Annotated in this window: 15 protein-coding genes; 6 read left to right on the top strand and 9 right to left on the bottom strand. The window is 64.4% G+C overall.

Annotation, left to right across the window (positions count from 1 at the left end; translation table 11 throughout):
• Positions 1-284, top strand: a 284-nt coding sequence (locus Q4G14_RS05180) for a hypothetical protein (protein ID WP_303360657.1), incomplete at its 5' end; no start/stop codon positions are given.
• A gap of 197 nt (positions 285-481) precedes the next feature.
• Here the strand turns inward: Q4G14_RS05180 and Q4G14_RS05175 are convergent.
• The 5 genes from Q4G14_RS05175 to Q4G14_RS05155 all read right to left on the bottom strand — a co-directional run bounded on the left by Q4G14_RS05175 (position 482) and on the right by Q4G14_RS05155 (position 6,706).
• Entirely contained in the window at positions 482-2,389 is a 1,908-nt protein-coding gene (locus Q4G14_RS05175) for an acyltransferase family protein (RefSeq protein ID WP_303360656.1), read from the bottom strand.
• Between the two features lie 133 nt (positions 2,390-2,522).
• Positions 2,523-4,565, bottom strand: a complete 2,043-nt coding sequence (gene recQ, locus Q4G14_RS05170; RefSeq protein WP_303360655.1) for a DNA helicase RecQ — start codon at positions 4,563-4,565, stop codon at positions 2,523-2,525.
• Positions 4,565-4,858 (bottom strand): YggT family protein, encoded by a 294-nt coding sequence (locus Q4G14_RS05165; protein ID WP_303360654.1) that lies wholly within the window; start codon positions 4,856-4,858, stop codon positions 4,565-4,567. Before Q4G14_RS05165 ends, recQ begins: the two co-directional genes overlap by 1 nt.
• Positions 4,859-4,870: 12 nt before the next feature.
• The gene (gene asd, locus Q4G14_RS05160; RefSeq protein WP_303360653.1) at positions 4,871-6,025 is read right to left on the bottom strand and encodes an aspartate-semialdehyde dehydrogenase; all 1,155 of its coding nucleotides are present in this window, start codon (positions 6,023-6,025) and stop codon (positions 4,871-4,873) included.
• Between the two features lie 69 nt (positions 6,026-6,094).
• Positions 6,095-6,706, bottom strand: a complete 612-nt coding sequence (locus Q4G14_RS05155; RefSeq protein ID WP_303360652.1) for a hypothetical protein — start codon at positions 6,704-6,706, stop codon at positions 6,095-6,097.
• Positions 6,707-6,788: 82 nt separating this feature from the next.
• On the opposite strand from Q4G14_RS05155, the gene Q4G14_RS05150 reads away from it, so the two are divergent.
• From Q4G14_RS05150 to Q4G14_RS05130, 5 genes are all read left to right on the top strand, one after another.
• Positions 6,789-7,352 (top strand): thioesterase family protein, encoded by a 564-nt coding sequence (locus Q4G14_RS05150; protein ID WP_303360651.1) that lies wholly within the window; start codon positions 6,789-6,791, stop codon positions 7,350-7,352.
• 105 nt (positions 7,353-7,457) lie between these two features.
• Positions 7,458-8,828 carry an MFS transporter gene (locus tag Q4G14_RS05145; RefSeq protein WP_303360669.1) on the top strand — a complete coding sequence of 457 codons (1,371 nt, stop codon included), beginning with the start codon at positions 7,458-7,460 and terminating at the stop codon, positions 8,826-8,828.
• On the top strand, positions 8,825-9,712 hold the full coding sequence (gene mepA, locus Q4G14_RS05140) for a penicillin-insensitive murein endopeptidase (RefSeq protein ID WP_303360650.1): 888 nt from the start codon (positions 8,825-8,827) through the stop codon (positions 9,710-9,712). The genes Q4G14_RS05145 and mepA overlap by 4 nt, the downstream gene beginning before the upstream one ends.
• Positions 9,685-10,569: an esterase-like activity of phytase family protein gene (locus Q4G14_RS05135; protein WP_303360649.1), complete on the top strand. Its 885-nt coding sequence runs from the start codon at positions 9,685-9,687 to the stop codon at positions 10,567-10,569. Before mepA ends, Q4G14_RS05135 begins: the two co-directional genes overlap by 28 nt.
• A gap of 153 nt (positions 10,570-10,722) precedes the next feature.
• Positions 10,723-11,325: a VUT family protein gene (locus tag Q4G14_RS05130; protein WP_303360648.1), complete on the top strand. Its 603-nt coding sequence runs from the start codon at positions 10,723-10,725 to the stop codon at positions 11,323-11,325.
• A gap of 262 nt (positions 11,326-11,587) precedes the next feature.
• Here Q4G14_RS05130 and Q4G14_RS05125 read toward each other — a convergent pair whose 3' ends face one another.
• The 4 genes from Q4G14_RS05125 to Q4G14_RS05110 all read right to left on the bottom strand — a co-directional run bounded on the left by Q4G14_RS05125 (position 11,588) and on the right by Q4G14_RS05110 (position 15,862).
• Complete coding sequence (locus tag Q4G14_RS05125; protein WP_303360647.1) at positions 11,588-12,517, bottom strand: DNA/RNA non-specific endonuclease; 930 nt, start codon at positions 12,515-12,517, stop codon at positions 11,588-11,590.
• Positions 12,517-12,771, bottom strand: coding sequence for a hypothetical protein (locus tag Q4G14_RS05120; RefSeq protein ID WP_303360646.1), 255 nt, complete (start codon positions 12,769-12,771; stop codon positions 12,517-12,519). Before Q4G14_RS05120 ends, Q4G14_RS05125 begins: the two co-directional genes overlap by 1 nt.
• Positions 12,772-12,782: 11 nt before the next feature.
• Positions 12,783-14,324 carry a S8 family serine peptidase gene (locus Q4G14_RS05115; protein WP_303360645.1) on the bottom strand — a complete coding sequence of 514 codons (1,542 nt, stop codon included), beginning with the start codon at positions 14,322-14,324 and terminating at the stop codon, positions 12,783-12,785.
• Between the two features lie 68 nt (positions 14,325-14,392).
• Positions 14,393-15,862, bottom strand: coding sequence for a tetratricopeptide repeat protein (locus Q4G14_RS05110; protein WP_303360644.1), 1,470 nt, complete (start codon positions 15,860-15,862; stop codon positions 14,393-14,395).
• Positions 15,863-16,020 lie beyond the last annotated feature (158 nt).

Here is a 16,020-nt window from a genome sequence, read left to right as displayed (position 1 = left end):
CAAATCGACAAAACCGCCCGCATATCCCTTCATTCATCATCAATGTCAAAAAGCATTCCCGAAAACAAAACAACCTGAACCGCGCTAACTTCCTAGCGCCGTCAAAGTCGCCTTCTCTCCAAGATTTTCAGGTTTCCCTTGTTTTTCAAGGTCTTCCCGAACCGTTCAGCGTGTTCCGCCGTTCGGTGAAGGGGTATTTAGGGTCTGGCGCCGGGGTCCGCAAGCAGAAAATTCGGGAAAAACCTGCCGGGCGGTCAAAATTCAGGCAACAAGCTGTTTTATAATGGTTATTTTTATGACAGAATCTTCACAATTCCCACCGCTGCCCCGTGGCCATGGCCCCGACAAGGCCGGAATCGGCGGAATCAGCACGGGAATCAGCCGCAGGATTCGCGAATCCGGCCGATTCCTGGCCGGCCCGTCTCCGATTCCACCGCCAGATCACAAAGAAAAAGGCGCACCCACCGGATGCGCCTGATTCTCATCGCGTTGCCAGCAGCGCCGAGACAACCAGATCGGCCCCGTATCTGCTGAGATGGTCATCATCCGTATAAAGCAGATGCCCATCCCGCTGTTGCAGACATCGACGATCAGGACCATCAGGGCATATCGCCAAAGAAGGGTCAAAATAATCCGCAGCGCGATGCAGCATGAGCAGGGTCTTTTCATGGCGCTGCTGATAGTCCGCATAGGGATAAGACAGCTTTGACGGCACCAGCGCGGCCAGCCGCACCACATCGGCACCGACCTCGGGCGTGGGGCCGATCACGGTCAGCTTGTCGATTTGGGTGATGAAATCGGCAATCGCATTGCGCAGATTGATCTGCGCCTGTTCCGGGTCAGACGTATCGCCGACCAGACGAGCCGACCGATCCGGCGCCATCTCTGTCACCCCATGCGAGCTGCGATAGGGTGCGCCCTCGATATGTTTGGTCCAGCGTTGGATCAGGTAGATATGGTCAGGGTTCAGCCGGGCCACATGTTTCCACACATCATTGTCGCCCAGAACCTCGGCGCAGCGGGGGACGCCCTCGGGCACAGAAACCCCCGGCACAACCAGACAGCCGAGCGCGTAAAAGGAAACCAGCCCCTGCCCGCGCGTGGCAAGCTGTTCGCGCAGCGACAAGGAAAGCTGCCGGGCATGACTGTCACCAACCAGAACCGAGTAAGGGCGATCCCCAAGGTCGGCCTGACATCTGGCCCATGCCTCGTCTGATACGCCATATTCGAATGTGCAGACATGCCTATCCTGCGGCGGGGTCAGGGCGAATGCCATCAGGGCAGTTTGCGATCCGGTCTTCAGCCAGCCGCCCCCGACCATCGCAAAGGCAAGACAGCCTGCAAGGCTGGCGGCAAACACACCCCGGCGCGTGGGAAGCCACGTTCCACCGGCGCGAAAAGGCCGTTCGACAAAGCGCCAGCTAAAGGCCGCCAGCAGCAGCGACAGAACCGACAGCGCCAACATCATCGCCAAGGGCACATCCATGACATAGCGCAGCCGCGCAAAGGCAAAGATCGGCTGGTGCCACAGATAGGCGGAATAGCTTATCAGCCCGATGCCAACAAAAGGCCGCCACGACAGGAACCGCGCCGCGCCGGTGCCCGTGGGTGCGAACAGGATAATCAGCGCGGTTCCCAGCACCGGCGGCACCGTCCACAGGCTGGGATAGGGCGTCGCGTGGTCATAGATCGCCACCGGCACCAGAATCATCAGCAGCCCGGCAAAGCCGACAAAGGGCACCCGCCACGCGCTGCGATCTTGCAGCAGAAAGGCGCAGATCGACCCGGCCAGCAATTCCCACACCCGCGTCGGCAACAGGAAAAACGCTGTGCTGGGTTTGGAATGCACGATCAGTTCCGCCAATGCCAGCGATGCTGCGGCCCCGGCCACGATGATCCAGAACACCCGCTGCCGCCCGAACCGCCAGCACAGCGCCAGAAACGGCGGAAAGAACAGATAGAACTGTTCCTCGACCGCCAGGCTCCAGGTGTGCAGCAAGGGGTTAAGCTCGGCGGCGACGGAAAAATAACCTTCGCTTTTCCAGAACAGGATGTTCGAGGCGAACAGCACCACCGCAATCAGGCTGCGGCCGAACAGCCGCGCCTCGGCTGGCATCATCCATGCCCAGGCGAACGGGATACAGCACAGCATGACAAAGAACAGCGCCGGCAAGATACGCCGCGCCCGACGTTCATAGAACCGCGCAATCGAGAAATCATCCCGCGCCAGTTCGCCCAGCAAAATGGTGGTAATCAGATAGCCGCTGATGACGAAGAACACGTCAACCCCGACATAACCGCCCGAAAACCCCGGCGCACCGGCGTGGAACAGGATGACGGGCAACACGGCAAACGCGCGCAACCCGTCGATTTCTTTACGATACCGCATCACTCATACTCTGCAAAACCAGATAACTTGCCGCAGGCATTAGCACCCGTAACAGGGGTTGGGCGATATATTACTTGCAAAATGGTAAAAATTTCCTGACGTCACTGGGCATTAGGTTAATTAGCCTGCGCCGCTATACCGGCTCGGCCCGGATTTCATCCAGAAACGCCGCGCCAAAGCGGTCGGTCTTGTGATCGCCCATGCCCTGAAGCCGCGCCATCTGGTCCAGCGTGGCGGGCTTGCGTTCGGCGATCAGGCGCAGGGTGGAATGGGTGCAGGACAGCGGCTTTTCGGTGCCATCCTCGCCCCGCGCCAGCCGGGTTTGCGCGGCCAGCAGGCGGTCGAACAGATCGCCTTCGGCCCGACCCGCCAGTTTGCGGCGCGCGGGGTGCATCGGCGCGGCGGCACCCGCGATCACCTCAAGAAAGGCAGCGCCATAGCTTTCCAGCTTTTTCGCGCCCACGCCATTGATGCGCGCCATCTGGTCCAGATCCTGTGGCCGCGCCTGCGCCATTTCGATCAGCGTGCGGTCGGGGAAAACGACATAGGCGGGCACCCGCGCCGATTCCGCCAAGGCGCGGCGTTTCGCCTTGAGCGCGGACAGCAGCGGCGCGTCTTCGTCATCGACCAGCGCGCGCGGTTCCGCCACCAGCGCGCGGCGGGGGGCGGGGTCGCGGCGCAGGATGACCGGCTGTTCGCCGCGCAGCACCGGATGGGCGGCGGCGGTCACATGCAGCGCGCCATGGCGGGCCGGATCGGGGCGGCACAGGTCGCGCCCCATCATCTGCCGGAACACCGCCTGCCAGTCACCCTTGGACAGCGCCTTGCCAACGCCAAAGGTCGGCAGCGCCGCGTGCCCGCGTTCGCGCACCTTGGGCGTGGCCGAGCCGGTCAGAATGTCGATCAGATGCCCCGCCCCGAACCATTCTCCGGTCCGCAGCATCGCCGACAGCGCCATCCGCACCGGATCGGTGCCGTCAAAGGTCACGGGCGGCGTTTCGCACAGGTCGCAATTGCCGCAGGGCGCGCTGTCTTCGCCGAAATAGGCCAGCAAGTGCTGACGGCGGCAGGAAATCGCCTCGGCCAGCCCCAGCAGAGCGTTCAGCCGCCCGTGATCGGCCTCTTTGCGGGCAGCATCGGCCAGCCCCTCGTCGATCTGGGTGCGGCGCAGACGGATGTCGTCGGGGCCGAACAGGGTCAGCGTTTCCGCCGGGTCGCCGTCCCGGCCCGCGCGACCGATTTCCTGATAATAGGCCTCGATGCTTTTGGACAGATCGGCATGGGCCACCCAGCGGATGTCAGGCTTGTCAATGCCCATGCCAAAGGCGATGGTCGCCACCACGATCAGACCGTCTTCGCGCTGAAACCGCGCCTCGACGGTGCGGCGGGCCTCGGATTCCATGCCGCCGTGATAGGCGGTGGCGCGCAGACCCTCGGCCTCCAGCGCGGCGGCCAGTGTTTCGGTGCGCGCGCGGCTGGCGCAATAGACAATGCCCGATTGCCCCGCCCGCGCCCGTGCGAAATCGAGGATCTGGCGGCGCGGGCCATCCTTGGCGCGGAATTCCAGCCGGATGTTGGGGCGGTCAAAGCCGCGCAGGAATGTCACCGGATCAGTGCCGTCGAACAGCCGCTGCACAATTTCAGCCCGCGTTTCGGGGTCGGCTGTGGCGGTAAAGGCGGCCAGCGGCACGTTCAGCGAACGGCGCAGATCGCCGATGCGCAGGTAATCGGGGCGGAAATCATGGCCCCACTGGCTGACGCAATGCGCCTCGTCCACGGCGATGGCGGTGACTCCGGCACGGCGCAACAGGCCAGAGGTGCCCGACAGCGCCAGCCGTTCGGGGGCCAGATACAACAGCTTCAGCCGCCCTTCCGACAGCGCCCGCATTGTGGCGTCGTTTTCATCGGCGCTGTTGCCGCTGGTCAGGGCACCGGCAGCCACGCCCGCTTCGGTCAGGGCGCGGACCTGATCGCGCATCAGGGCGATCAGCGGCGAGACCACCACCGTCACCCCGTCGCGCATCAGCGCAGGCAGTTGAAAGCACAGCGACTTGCCGCCGCCGGTCGGCATGATCGCCAGCACATCGCGGCCCGCGGCCACGGCCTGAACGATTTCCTCTTGTCCGGGGCGGAAATCGCCGAAGCCCCAGACCTGACGCAGCAGATCGCCCGGCATCAGACGCCGTAAAAGAAGCCCGCGTTATTGACCAGCGCGCGTTGCAGGATGATGACGATGATGAACACGACCAGCGGGGCCAGATCCAGCCCGCCGGTATTGGGCAGCATGTTGCGGATCGGGGTGTAGATCGGTTCCAGCAGCCGGCTCAGCCCGTCCCAGATCTGGGCGACCAGCGGCTGGCGCAGGTTCAGCACCTGAAAGTTAATCAGCCAGGACATGATGATATGGATAATCATCACCCACCAGATCAGGTTCAGGATCAGCATCAATGCCTGATACAGCGTAACCATGGCGGTGCCCCCTTATGCCTCGATCAGGATGCGCAGCATCCGGCGCAGCGGTTCGGCCGCGCCCCACAGCAACTGATCGCCGATGGTGAACGCGCCCAGATAATCCGGCCCCATCGCCAGCTTGCGGATGCGGCCGACCGGGATGGTCAGCGTGCCGGTGACGGCCACCGGGGTCAGATCGCGCAGCGTGTCTTCGCGGTTGTTCGGGACGACCTTCACCCAGTCGTTATCGGCGGCGATCATCGCCTCGATCTCGTCCACAGGGACATCGCGTTTCAGTTTGAAGGTCAGCGCCTGGCTGTGGCAGCGCATCGCGCCGACGCGCACGCAGAACCCGTCCACCGGGATCGCGGCGGCATTCGATCCGCCGACCGCATCGGGACCAAGGCCAAGGATCTTGTTCGTCTCGGCCATGCCCTTCCATTCTTCGCGGGTCATGCCATTGCCCAGATCCTTGTCGATCCACGGGATCAGCGAGCCGCCCAGAACCGCGCCGAACTGTTTGGATTCGTCGCTGCCCAGCATCGCCTGCTGGCGCGCCAGCACCTGCCGGTCGATATCCAGAATCGCCGATTTCGGATCGGCCAGCAGATCCGCGACCGAGCCGTTCAGCGCGCCATATTGCGTCAGCAATTCGCGCATGTGCTGCGCGCCCCCGCCCGAGGCCGCCTGATAGGTCTGGGTGGACATCCATTCCACCAGCCCCGCCTTGAACAGCGCGCCCACGCCCATCAGCATACAGGATACGGTGCAGTTGCCGCCGACCCAGTTGCGCCCGCCGCGCGCCATGGCAGCCTTGATGACATCCATGTTCACCGGATCCAGCACGATGACGGCATCGCCCTGCATCCGCAGCGTCGAGGCCGCGTCGATCCAGTGCCCGTTCCAGCCATCGGCGCGGAGTTTACCGAACATCTCGGTGGTGTAATCGCCGCCCTGACAGGTGATGATCGCATCACAGCGCGACAGCGCGCCCAGATCATAGGCATCCGCCAGCGGCGCATCCCCACGCGGCGCGGCGCCGCCCGCGTTCGAGGTGGAAAAGAACAGCGGTTCGATCAGGTCGAAATCGCCCATCTCGGTCATCCGGTCCATCAGAACCGAGCCGACCATCCCGCGCCAGCCGACCAGCCCGACCAGCGGCTTCTTTCCATTCGCACCCAGCATCGCACCACGCCCATTGCCGTAAAATCGCGCTATACCTAGTGCAAGGGCGGATTCGGCGCAATGGGTTGGCTATCGCACCGGGGCAGGCCCGGCAATCACACCGCAGTTCAGATCACGGTAAAGCCGAATGTTCATATCCCGCACATCATCCTTTGATGTGCGCCAGTTGCCGTCTTGATCGCGATATCCCGCGATAGGCCCGGTTGAAGGCGGGTCCATCGCCCGCGCCATGATCTCGGCGCATTTCACACGGATGCCCCGATCCTGTAGCCCGTCAGCCGCGCCCGAAACCGCCAAACCCGCCAGTGCATCTGTCTGATCGCGGCTCAGGTTTTCCAAGGCATCCACGCGCAGGACCAGCGACTCGATCGCGGCAAGATTCGCCTTGTCCTGTTCGGCCAGACCGGTCAAAGACGCCGATTGCGATTGCCCCGCCGCTGCTAGATCGCTGATGCGCTGCGCCAGTGCCTCGATACGCCCATCCTGCATATCCAGACGACCGCGCATGTTTTCAACCCCGACAGGCAGGTCTGCGGTCGTCAGCATCTGGTTTTTTATCGCCTCTATCCGTTCATCCTGCCGGGCCATTTCAGGACCGATCCAGAACAGCCAGCCGATGGCAGCCGTGGCAACGGCCCCTGCCACAGCCCCCGCAATGGCCACGACAATCTCTGATCTCATCGGCACACGACCCCCCGTTCCCTAACGTCCCGGCTTGACCCGCCGCATCGGGCAGGCCAATCGGGGTGGGAAAGGACGTATCATGTATCCCTTTGTTCGCTACATCAAGGAACTGCTGAAATATCGCAAGGCACCGCCGCTGGCGCCGACCGGGGTACATATTTCCACGCATATGTGCTGGCCATGGGATCTGGACCCCTGGGTCGAGCTGAACAACGGCCGCACGCTGACCCTGTATGATCTGGGGCGGATTCCGCTGGTGATCCGCACCGGGCTGATCCACACCCTGCGCCAGAACCGCTGGGGCATTACCGTGGCGGGCAACTCGGTGCGCTATCGCCGCCGCATCCGGCTGTTTCATCGCTTTACCATGGTGTCGCGGACGATCGGCTGGGACGAGCGGTTCTTTTACATCGAACAATCCATGTGGATGGGCGGTCAGTGCTGCAACCAGATGCTGGTGCGCACCGCCGTCACCTCGGATCAGGGTATCGTCGCCCCGGCCCGCGTGATGCAGGCCGCCGGTGAAAACCCCGAAAGCCCGGCCCTGCCCGACTGGGTGCAGGCATGGATCGCCGCCGATGCGACCCGGCCCTGGCCCCCTGCCCTGCCGCCCGAGGCGGAAAAGGTCGTCGTCCAGCCCTGATCGGGGTGGACAGCGGCGGCACGTCCGGGCCTTATGGCGCTGCCGCACCGGGGGTTTTCCACCCCCGGACCCCCGGAGGATACTTCAGGACCAAAGATGCACACCATGGACCGCAAACGTATCTGGGGATGGTGGTTCTTTGACTGGGCCAGCCAGCCCTATCACACCCTGCTGGTGACATTCGTCTTTTCGATCTATTTCGCCGAGGTCGCCAAGCAGCAGTTCATGGCCGCCGGCCTGGACGAGGTGGCCGCCGGCGCGCAGGCGCAGGCGCTGTGGGGCTATGGGCTGGCGATCTCGGGGGCGGTGATCGCGATGCTGGCGCCGGTTCTGGGCGCGGTGGCGGATACATCCGGGCGCAAGATGGTCTGGATCTGGCTGTTTTCGGCCTTTTACGTGTTCGGATCGGCCGGATTATGGCTGTTGGCCCCTGACCAGCCCGCCCTGCTGATGGCAGTGACGTTTTTTGCCATTGGCATGATCGGGGTCGAATTCGCCACCATCTTTACCAATGCCCTGCTGCCCGGCCTTGCCCCGCGCGATGAAATCGGGCGCGTCTCGGGTTCCGGCTTTGCCTTTGGCTATCTGGGCGGGCTGATCGCGCTGGTCATCATGCTGTTGCTGTTCGCCGAGACGCCCTCGGGCAAGACGCTGATCGGCATCGACCCGGTGCTGGGGCTGGATGCCGCCCGGCGCGAGGGCACGCGCTTTGTCGGACCATTCACCGCGCTGTGGTATATCGTCTTTATGGTGCCGTTCTTTTTGTGGGTGCGTGAGCCGCGCGGCCCGCGACAGCCGGTTCGCATCCGGGCGGCGCTGCGCGATTTGTGGGCGCTGATCCTTGGGCTGCGCCGCCGGGCCAGCCTGCGCAACTGGCTGATTTCGTCGATGCTGTCGCGGGATGCGCTGAATGCGCTTTATGGATTCGGCAGCGTCTATGCCGGGACGGTGCTGGGCTGGCCGGTGTTCATGGCCGGGGTGTTCGGCGTCGTCAGCGCCATCGCGGCCACGATCCTGTCATGGCTGGGCGGGCGCGCCGACCACCGATTCGGGCCAAAGCCGGTCATCGCCGCCTGCATCGTCATCCTGACCGCCGTCTGCCTGATCGTCATCGGCATGGACCGCGATACGGTCTTTGGCATCCCGGTCGGGCGCGATCCCGTCTTTGCCGGGCTGTCGCTGCCCGACCTGATCTTTTTCGGCTGCGGCGTGGCGATTGGCGGCGCGGGCGGCGTGCTGCAATCGGCCAGCCGCACGATGATGGTCCGCCACACCACCGAAGAACGCGCCACCGAAGGATTCGGCCTTTACGCCCTGTCGGGCAAGGCCACCGCCTTTGCCGCCCCGTTCCTGATCGCCGTAACCACCGACCTGACCGGCAGCCAGCGGATGGGAATATCTCCGCTGATCGTGATCTTCCTGTTGTCGCTGTTGCTGCTAATCTGGGTCAAAGCAGAAGGAGAGGACGCCCCGTGATCCGCAAACTGTCCCTGATCGTCGCCGCCCTGATCGGGCTGGCCATCCCCGTCGCGCCAGCCGCCCATGCCGACCCGCTGGCCAAGGATGTGTTCGGCAGCTTTCGCAGCGCCAATGCCGGGCCAAAGGGCGCCATCGGCAGCTATTCCCGCGGCTGTGCCTCGGGCAATGTGCAGCTGCCCGAAAGCGGGCCGACATGGCAGGCCATGCGGCTGTCGCGCAACCGCAACTGGGGCCAGCCCGAACTGATCGACTTTCTGGTGGGGCTGTCGCGGGCGGCCACGCAGGTCGGCTGGCCGGGGCTGTATATCGGCGATCTGTCGCAGCCGCGCGGCGGGCCGATGGTGTCGGGCCACGCCAGCCACCAGATCGGGCTGGACGCCGACATCTGGATGCTGCCGCCGCAATCGCTGCGCCTGTCGCCGCAGCAGCGCGAAAACATCTCGTCCGTGTCGGTGGTGGCGCAGAACGGCCTTGGCATGTCACGACATTGGAGCGCGGGCCACGCCGCCCTGATCCGGGCCGCCGCCATGGACCCGCGCGTGGACCGCATCTTTCTGGACGCGGCCATCAAGGTCGAAATGTGCCGCATGAACAACAATCGCGGCGCATGGCTGCAAAAGCTGCGCCCGACGCCGAACCACGATTATCATTTCCACGTGCGCCTGCATTGCAACAGCGGGTCGTGCAACAATCCGGCAACCCCGGTGGCGCAACTGTCGGGCAATGACAACGGCTGCGGCGAGGCGGCGCAGGAACTGCGCTATCGCGCCAACCCCTCCACCCGCCCGCGCGGCACGCCGAACCCGGATTACCGCCACCCCCGCACCTTCCGCCTCAGCGAGCTGCCGCGCCAATGCACCAACGTCGCTGGCGCGCGCTAGGCCTTGCGCTGGCGCTGGCGGCCCTGCCCGCCAGCGCATCGGCACAAACGCTGGATCACATCGGCACATGGGTCTGGCGGGTTCCGGGCGACACAGATTTCGGCGGCTTTTCCGGTATCGAGCTGACCGCGGACGGGACCGGCTTTCACGCCGTCACCGACCGGGCGCATCTCTATTGGGGCACCATCCAGCGCAACGATAACGGCCAGATCACCGGGTTCAGCATCACCGGCCGCACCCATCTGACCGACAGCCGGGGCAACCCGCTGCCACCCGGACGGCTGGGCGATTCCGAAGGCATCGCCATCGCCCCCGATGGCACGATCTGGATCAGCTTCGAGGGCCTTGACCGCATCGCCGCCTATGCCACGCCGCAATCACGCGCCACCCGCATTCCGCCGCCGCGCGCGCTGGCCGATCTGCGGATCAATTCCGGGATGGAGGCGCTGGCCATCGCCCCCAACGGCGCCATCATCGCGGTGCCGGAACGATCCGGCCACCCCGACCGGCCCTTTCCGGTGCTGCGCTGGCAGAATGACGCATGGGACGTGCCCTTCACCATCCCGCGCCGGGGCCGGTTTCTGCCGACCGGAGCCGACATCGGCCCGGATGGCCGCCTTTACCTGCTGGAACGCGACTTTCGCGGCCTGCTGGGCTTTTCCTCACGCATCCGCCGCTTCAACCTCGATGGCACGGGCGAACAGGTGCTGCTGGAAACCCGCCCGCTGCAATATGACAACCTCGAAGGCATCAGCGTCTGGAACGACGGCACCGCCCTGCGGCTGACCCTGATCGCGGACGACAATTTCAACATCCTGCAACGCACCGAAATCGTCGAATACCGCCTGACCGAATAACCCCGCAGGCTTCCTGTTTGCCCAAATACGCATCTTGGGGCGATCCCGCACCACCAGATCAGCCTTGACACAGCACCCCGCGCCCGCGTATGCGCCGCGCTTGCCCGCCCATGGGCCGAGTTGTTCCGCCACCTTGTCAAAACGGAAATCCGCATGACCCGCTTTTTGCCCGGCATCATTGCCATGGCCATCATTGTGCTGGCCGCCAATATCCTCGTTCAATACCATATCGGCGCCTATCTGACCTGGGGCGCCTTTACCTATCCGTTCACCTTTCTGGTCACCGATGTGATGAACCGCGTCTATGGCCCGGCTGCCGCGCGCCGGGTTGTCTATGCCGGCTTCGTGACTGGGGTGTTCTGCTCGTTCATCGCCTATGGCTTTGACCTGACCACCGTCCGCATCGCCATCGGATCGGGCCTCGCCTTCCTTTCTGCGCAATTGCTGGACGTGGCGGTGTTCAACCGGCTGCGCGACGGGGCGTGGTGGCGTGCACCGCTGACCTCGACCACGCTGGGGGCGTTGCTGGATACGGCGCTGTTCTTTACCATCGCCTTTACGACCGCCCTGCCCCATGATGCCAACACCGGCTGGGCGAACGAGGCCGCGCCGCTGCTGGGGTTTGGCCCGGATGCGCCGTTCTGGCAATCGCTGGCCATCGCCGACTGGCTGGTGAAAATGAGCCTCGCCCTGCTGGCTCTTGTGCCATTCCGGATCATCGTGCGCAATTTGTTGCGTCGGCAGCAAGAAACCTGATTGACAGATTCTCGATCTGTGGCACCCTGTCCTTGCAACGGCAACTTATTGAAAGGAGGTGGTCCAGTGTCGAGAGTGATATTGGAGAGAGGTGTCGGAACAGTCAGGGGGGCCGTGGCCTGAGGGCAAACCCAAAGGTCGTAAACCCTGATTGGGACGGGGCGGACTTCCATCCCTAACCGGACCATCTCCGTGGATCTCGCGGGCCGTTCCTCCTCGGGCGGCCCGTTTCCTTTTGGACGGTCCCAACGCGGACGGGCGATTATCGCATCAGATAAAAATCACCAACCCCGGCCAAGCGGATTTCCAGATCGGGCGATGCCCCGGCCATCACGTCGCGTTCCGCCCAAGGCGTCAGATCAAGGCCGGTTTCAGCGGCAATGGCGGCGACGGGCACCTGACTGTCGTGGAAATCGCCAAAGACAAAGCGCCCGCCCGACGGGCGCGGCAGGTAATCCATTTGCGACCGGCGATAGCCGATGGTGGTCAGCTCGCCCGAATGGGCATGGACAAAGGCAATCACCTTCCAGAAGGCGGTCGGAATGCGACGGTTGTAATAGACCGGATCATCGGGCGACAGCACCGGGCCGGTGACAACCGACACCCGCATATTGCTGCGGTCGGTATTGTCCAGAACGTAATCCTCCAGCCGCAACCAGATGCCGCCGTTGAACCCCTGCCGCTGCGGCGCGACATTGGTGATGTGAAACGTGTCGGCATCGGCCTGCCGGGCGGTGTCGCGGTCGCCCCAGTTCGGGTCTTCGCGCCGGGTCATGTGGCCACGGCTGAACAGGCCCTGCCCCTGATGGCCATAGGCTTCGCGCAGGTTCTGGTATTCGGGCGCGATGCGCGGATCGCGTCGCCATGTGTTGCTGCGCGGAATGGTGCGATCGGATTGGCTGCCGTCGATATTGCAGGCACTGAACAGCGGCAGCGCCCGCGATTGCGACATGCGCACGGAAAAATGCGTATAGCGCAGCTCGGTCGGGTCTTGTCCGGGCGACAGCGCCTCGGGGATCAGCGGCACCAGATCGCCCGACCAGCGCCCCGCACCGGGCAAGGGCAAAGGGTCAGCCGCCTGAACAAAGGCCGGGTCATAGCCGCCACGCCCGGCATAACTGTCCAGCGGCAGTTGCGATTCCGTCACGCGCAGCGCGTCCAGCCCGCTATCTGGGCCGAAACGGCGGGTCATCAGCGGCGCATCGCCTTGTGCGGCGGGTTCAGGGACAGGATCTTTTCCTGCGACAGCCGCCAATGCGCCAATTCGCCGGCGCAGCGGCGCACCTCGCGGGCGGGGCCTTGGACGCGGATGGTGCCGGGCAGGATTTCCTCGGCCGGCAGGGGGCTGAGATGATCCAGCACCTCGGCCGTTTCCTCGCGCGAGGGGTCGCAGTCATCGGAATAGACCAGCACATAGCTGTGGATGTTCTTGCGTTGCGCCTTCATCACCTTTCCCCTTAACCGATCAGCCCTGCCCCTTCGTATCTGTTGCCGAACCCGATCGGCACTGCATGGCTGTTCGCCATTCTGATAATGTCGTCGGATCGCTGTTGGTTTCGGTCCGCCGACAAAATTTCCGCATTGGCCGACAGCAACCGCGCAAACAGCCCGGCCACCGCCGGACAGGCCATCGAGGTGCCGTCCATCACGCCTTTCGAGGTCTTGTTCACCCAAGATATAATACCGACGCCCGGCCCGATAAAGTCTACTTCTGGCCCGATATTGCTGAAAGAGGCGAAAAAGCGGCCATTCACCGGCGCCGGATCGTCGGCGACATTGCGGCGGGTGGCCGCGCCCTCGGGCCATGCGTCCAGCATCCCGCCCGCCGATACCGCCACCACCACGCCGGATCGCGCCGGATAGGATACCGGCGACATGTAATCATTGCCGGTGGCGGCGATACAGACCACGCCCATGGCCCGCGCCCGCCGCACCTCGCGCGAGATGGCGATGGGTTCGGATGCCTGCCCCAGGCTGAGGTTGATGATGTCGCAGCCATCCTCGACCGCCTGACGGATGGCGCGGGCGATGGAAAACTCGCTGGCGCCACCGGCATCCTTTTCGAACACGCGATAGGAATGCAGAACGGCGGCGGGGGCCACCCGCGCCACGATCCCGGCGACATGCGTGCCATGCCCGCTGCCATTGTCGAACCATTCATCCGCCGGTTCCGACCCGGTGGTGTTCAGCCCTTTTTCAAGGTTCAGCCCCTGCGCCGGATCAACGCCGGTGTCGATGATGGCCACCCGCACCCCCTGCCCGTCCGCCGGCTGCGCCGGGGTCAGCATCCGGTCCAGCGAATCGTGGAAATCCCCCGCCAGCGAGGTCAGGGCGATGGTCAGTTCCGTCGCGCCGGTTTCGCGCACCGCAACCGATTCCGCGCCACCCGGCCAATGGCCGGAAAAAGGCTGACAGATTACCGCGTCGATCACGCTTTGCCCGGCGGGCAGCGGGGTGCGATAGCGCCCGTCCTCATCCGTCACCACATCCGAAATGCCAAAGCCCCGGCGGGCATCCAGCACGATCACCAGCGACACCCCCGCCACCGGCTGGCCGGTTTCCGCATCGACGCAGCGCAGGTCCAGCTCCTTTGCCGAACGAAAGGCCGCTGGCCGGGCCTGACGGCGGATCAGATGCGCCGCCTCGGGCCACAGCGGCACCAGCCGCAATTCGCGCCGCACCCGCAGGCCGGGATAGTTGCGCTGCAATTCCTGCGCCTGATCGGCGGTCATGGCGACCAGCGATGCCTCGTTTTCGCCAATGGAATCAATCAGGCGGATGCGCCCGACATCGGTATCCATCATCCGCAGCGGCGGGCGCAGCGCCGGGACCGAGCCATCATCGCTGCCCCGTGTCAGGCTGCCCATCGGGCGCAACCCGCGCCTGTTGAACAGGCTGTGGTGCATCGACCGGAACAGGCGAAAGCTGGTCGTGTCCATGCTGTCGTTGAACACATTGTCATCGGGAACGATCACATAACGGGCGGTCTTGCGCGGCATCCTCGGCTCCTTGCTGCAACCACAAGGCTACACGGCTTTGCCCCGCCCACGCCAGAGGGGATGCCCGCCTAGATCAACCCCGAGCGGGTGATCGCCAGCATCCCGGCATTGCGCAGTGAATCGACCGGATAATCATCGCCGGCCATCAGATCCAGGGTGAAATCCGGCTCGATCTCCTTCAGCTTTAACAGCGCCTGCCGCGCGCCGTCTTCATCGCCCTGATGATACAGCAGCGCCGCCAGAAACCGCAGCGCCGGGCGGTTGTCGGGGGCCATCTCATGCGTGGCGGTAAAAAAGCGCCGCGCCCCGTCCAGATCGCCATGCCGGAACGACGCCGCGCTGCGTCTTAACAGCCATGTCGCCGGGTTCAGCGCCGACAGCGCGCTGTTCATGCCGTCGCTGGCGAGGCTGGCGGCCTCTTGATGGCGGTTCAGATCGCTCAGCACCAGCGAATGGGCAAACATCGCCAGCGGGTTCAGCGGATCGGCCCGCACCGCCTGTTGCACCAGCCAGTATTCGGTTTCCTTGTGGTTGCGATAGGATGCGATCACCGCCGCCACCGCCAGAACCGTGGCGTTATGCGGCGCCAGTTCCAGCGCGCGGCGGGAAAATTCGTCGGCCTCGTCCAGCGTGCGCGCCGGATCGCTGGTCAGCCGTTCAATCAGCAGGGTGTTGCGGATATAGGCCCGCAGCGACAGCGCCACGGCGGGCCTGAACTGGTCATAGGTGCTGGCCAGCACCTGATCGGCCAGCATCAGCCGCGACCGGGAATAGCTGAAAATATCCCCCAGCGGAAAGCGCCGCGTCTGGTTCAGCGCATCCGCCGCCTCGGCCGCCTTGAGGATCGCAAAGGTAATATCGGCGGCGCACAGATGCATCTGGATACGGCTGCTGCCGGTTTCGATATGGAACGGCTGGCTCCAGATCACCTGCCCGGTGGCGGTCTGCACCAGCGACACCGACAGCATGGTGCGGCCAGCCCCGCGCAGCGCCCGCACCCGCAGCGCCAGATCGGCCTGCATATCGCCGCCGCTGCCCGGCTGCACCACGATCAGCGGCGTGATGTCCGAGGCGCGGACGGCGGCCTCGATCATCAGCATTTCGGCCAGCAGCGCGGCATCCGGGTCGGCCGAAACGGCAGGCTGAACGATCAGCCGGGGCGGGCCGACCGGCAGCGGATCGGCCAGACCCGTGGCCCGGCTTTCGAAATGCATCCGCGTGTCGCGCAGCCAGTCTTCGAATTCGGGGTCGGGAATATCCAGATCCGCCGCAAATTCCAGCGGGCGACCATCGGGACCGGGCCGGGGCGTCAGATCGACCGTCACGCTGTTTGGGTCCAGCCCCACCCAGCCCGGCCCCGACAGCAACACATCGCGCCGGTCATCCAGCGCCAGCCGGATTTCACGCAAAAGTTGTCGGATGCTGGCCGCGCCCTGTTCCGGCCTGCTGCGGCTATACAGCAGATCCTGCACATGCGCCCGGGTCTGCCGCAGCCCGCGCGACACACCCAACACCGCCAGCAACCCGCGGCCCTTCATGCTGCGAGGCGTCCGTTCACGTCGGTCCGAACCAACCATGGTCACAGAACCGATAAGCCCGAGCGTCAGGTGTGTCACAATTGATAAAAGTTGTTGCGAGCGTCGCCGCATGCTATTGATGCGCCGCAAAGAAGGCCAGCATAATCAATGCCAAGGCC

This window comes from Paracoccus sp. (in: a-proteobacteria), assembly GCF_030538755.1.
In the GTDB taxonomy this organism is placed as follows: Bacteria; Pseudomonadota; Alphaproteobacteria; order Rhodobacterales; family Rhodobacteraceae; genus Paracoccus.
Note: the sequence above shows the minus strand (reverse complement) of the source record. Positions and strands in the feature narration are given on the sequence as shown.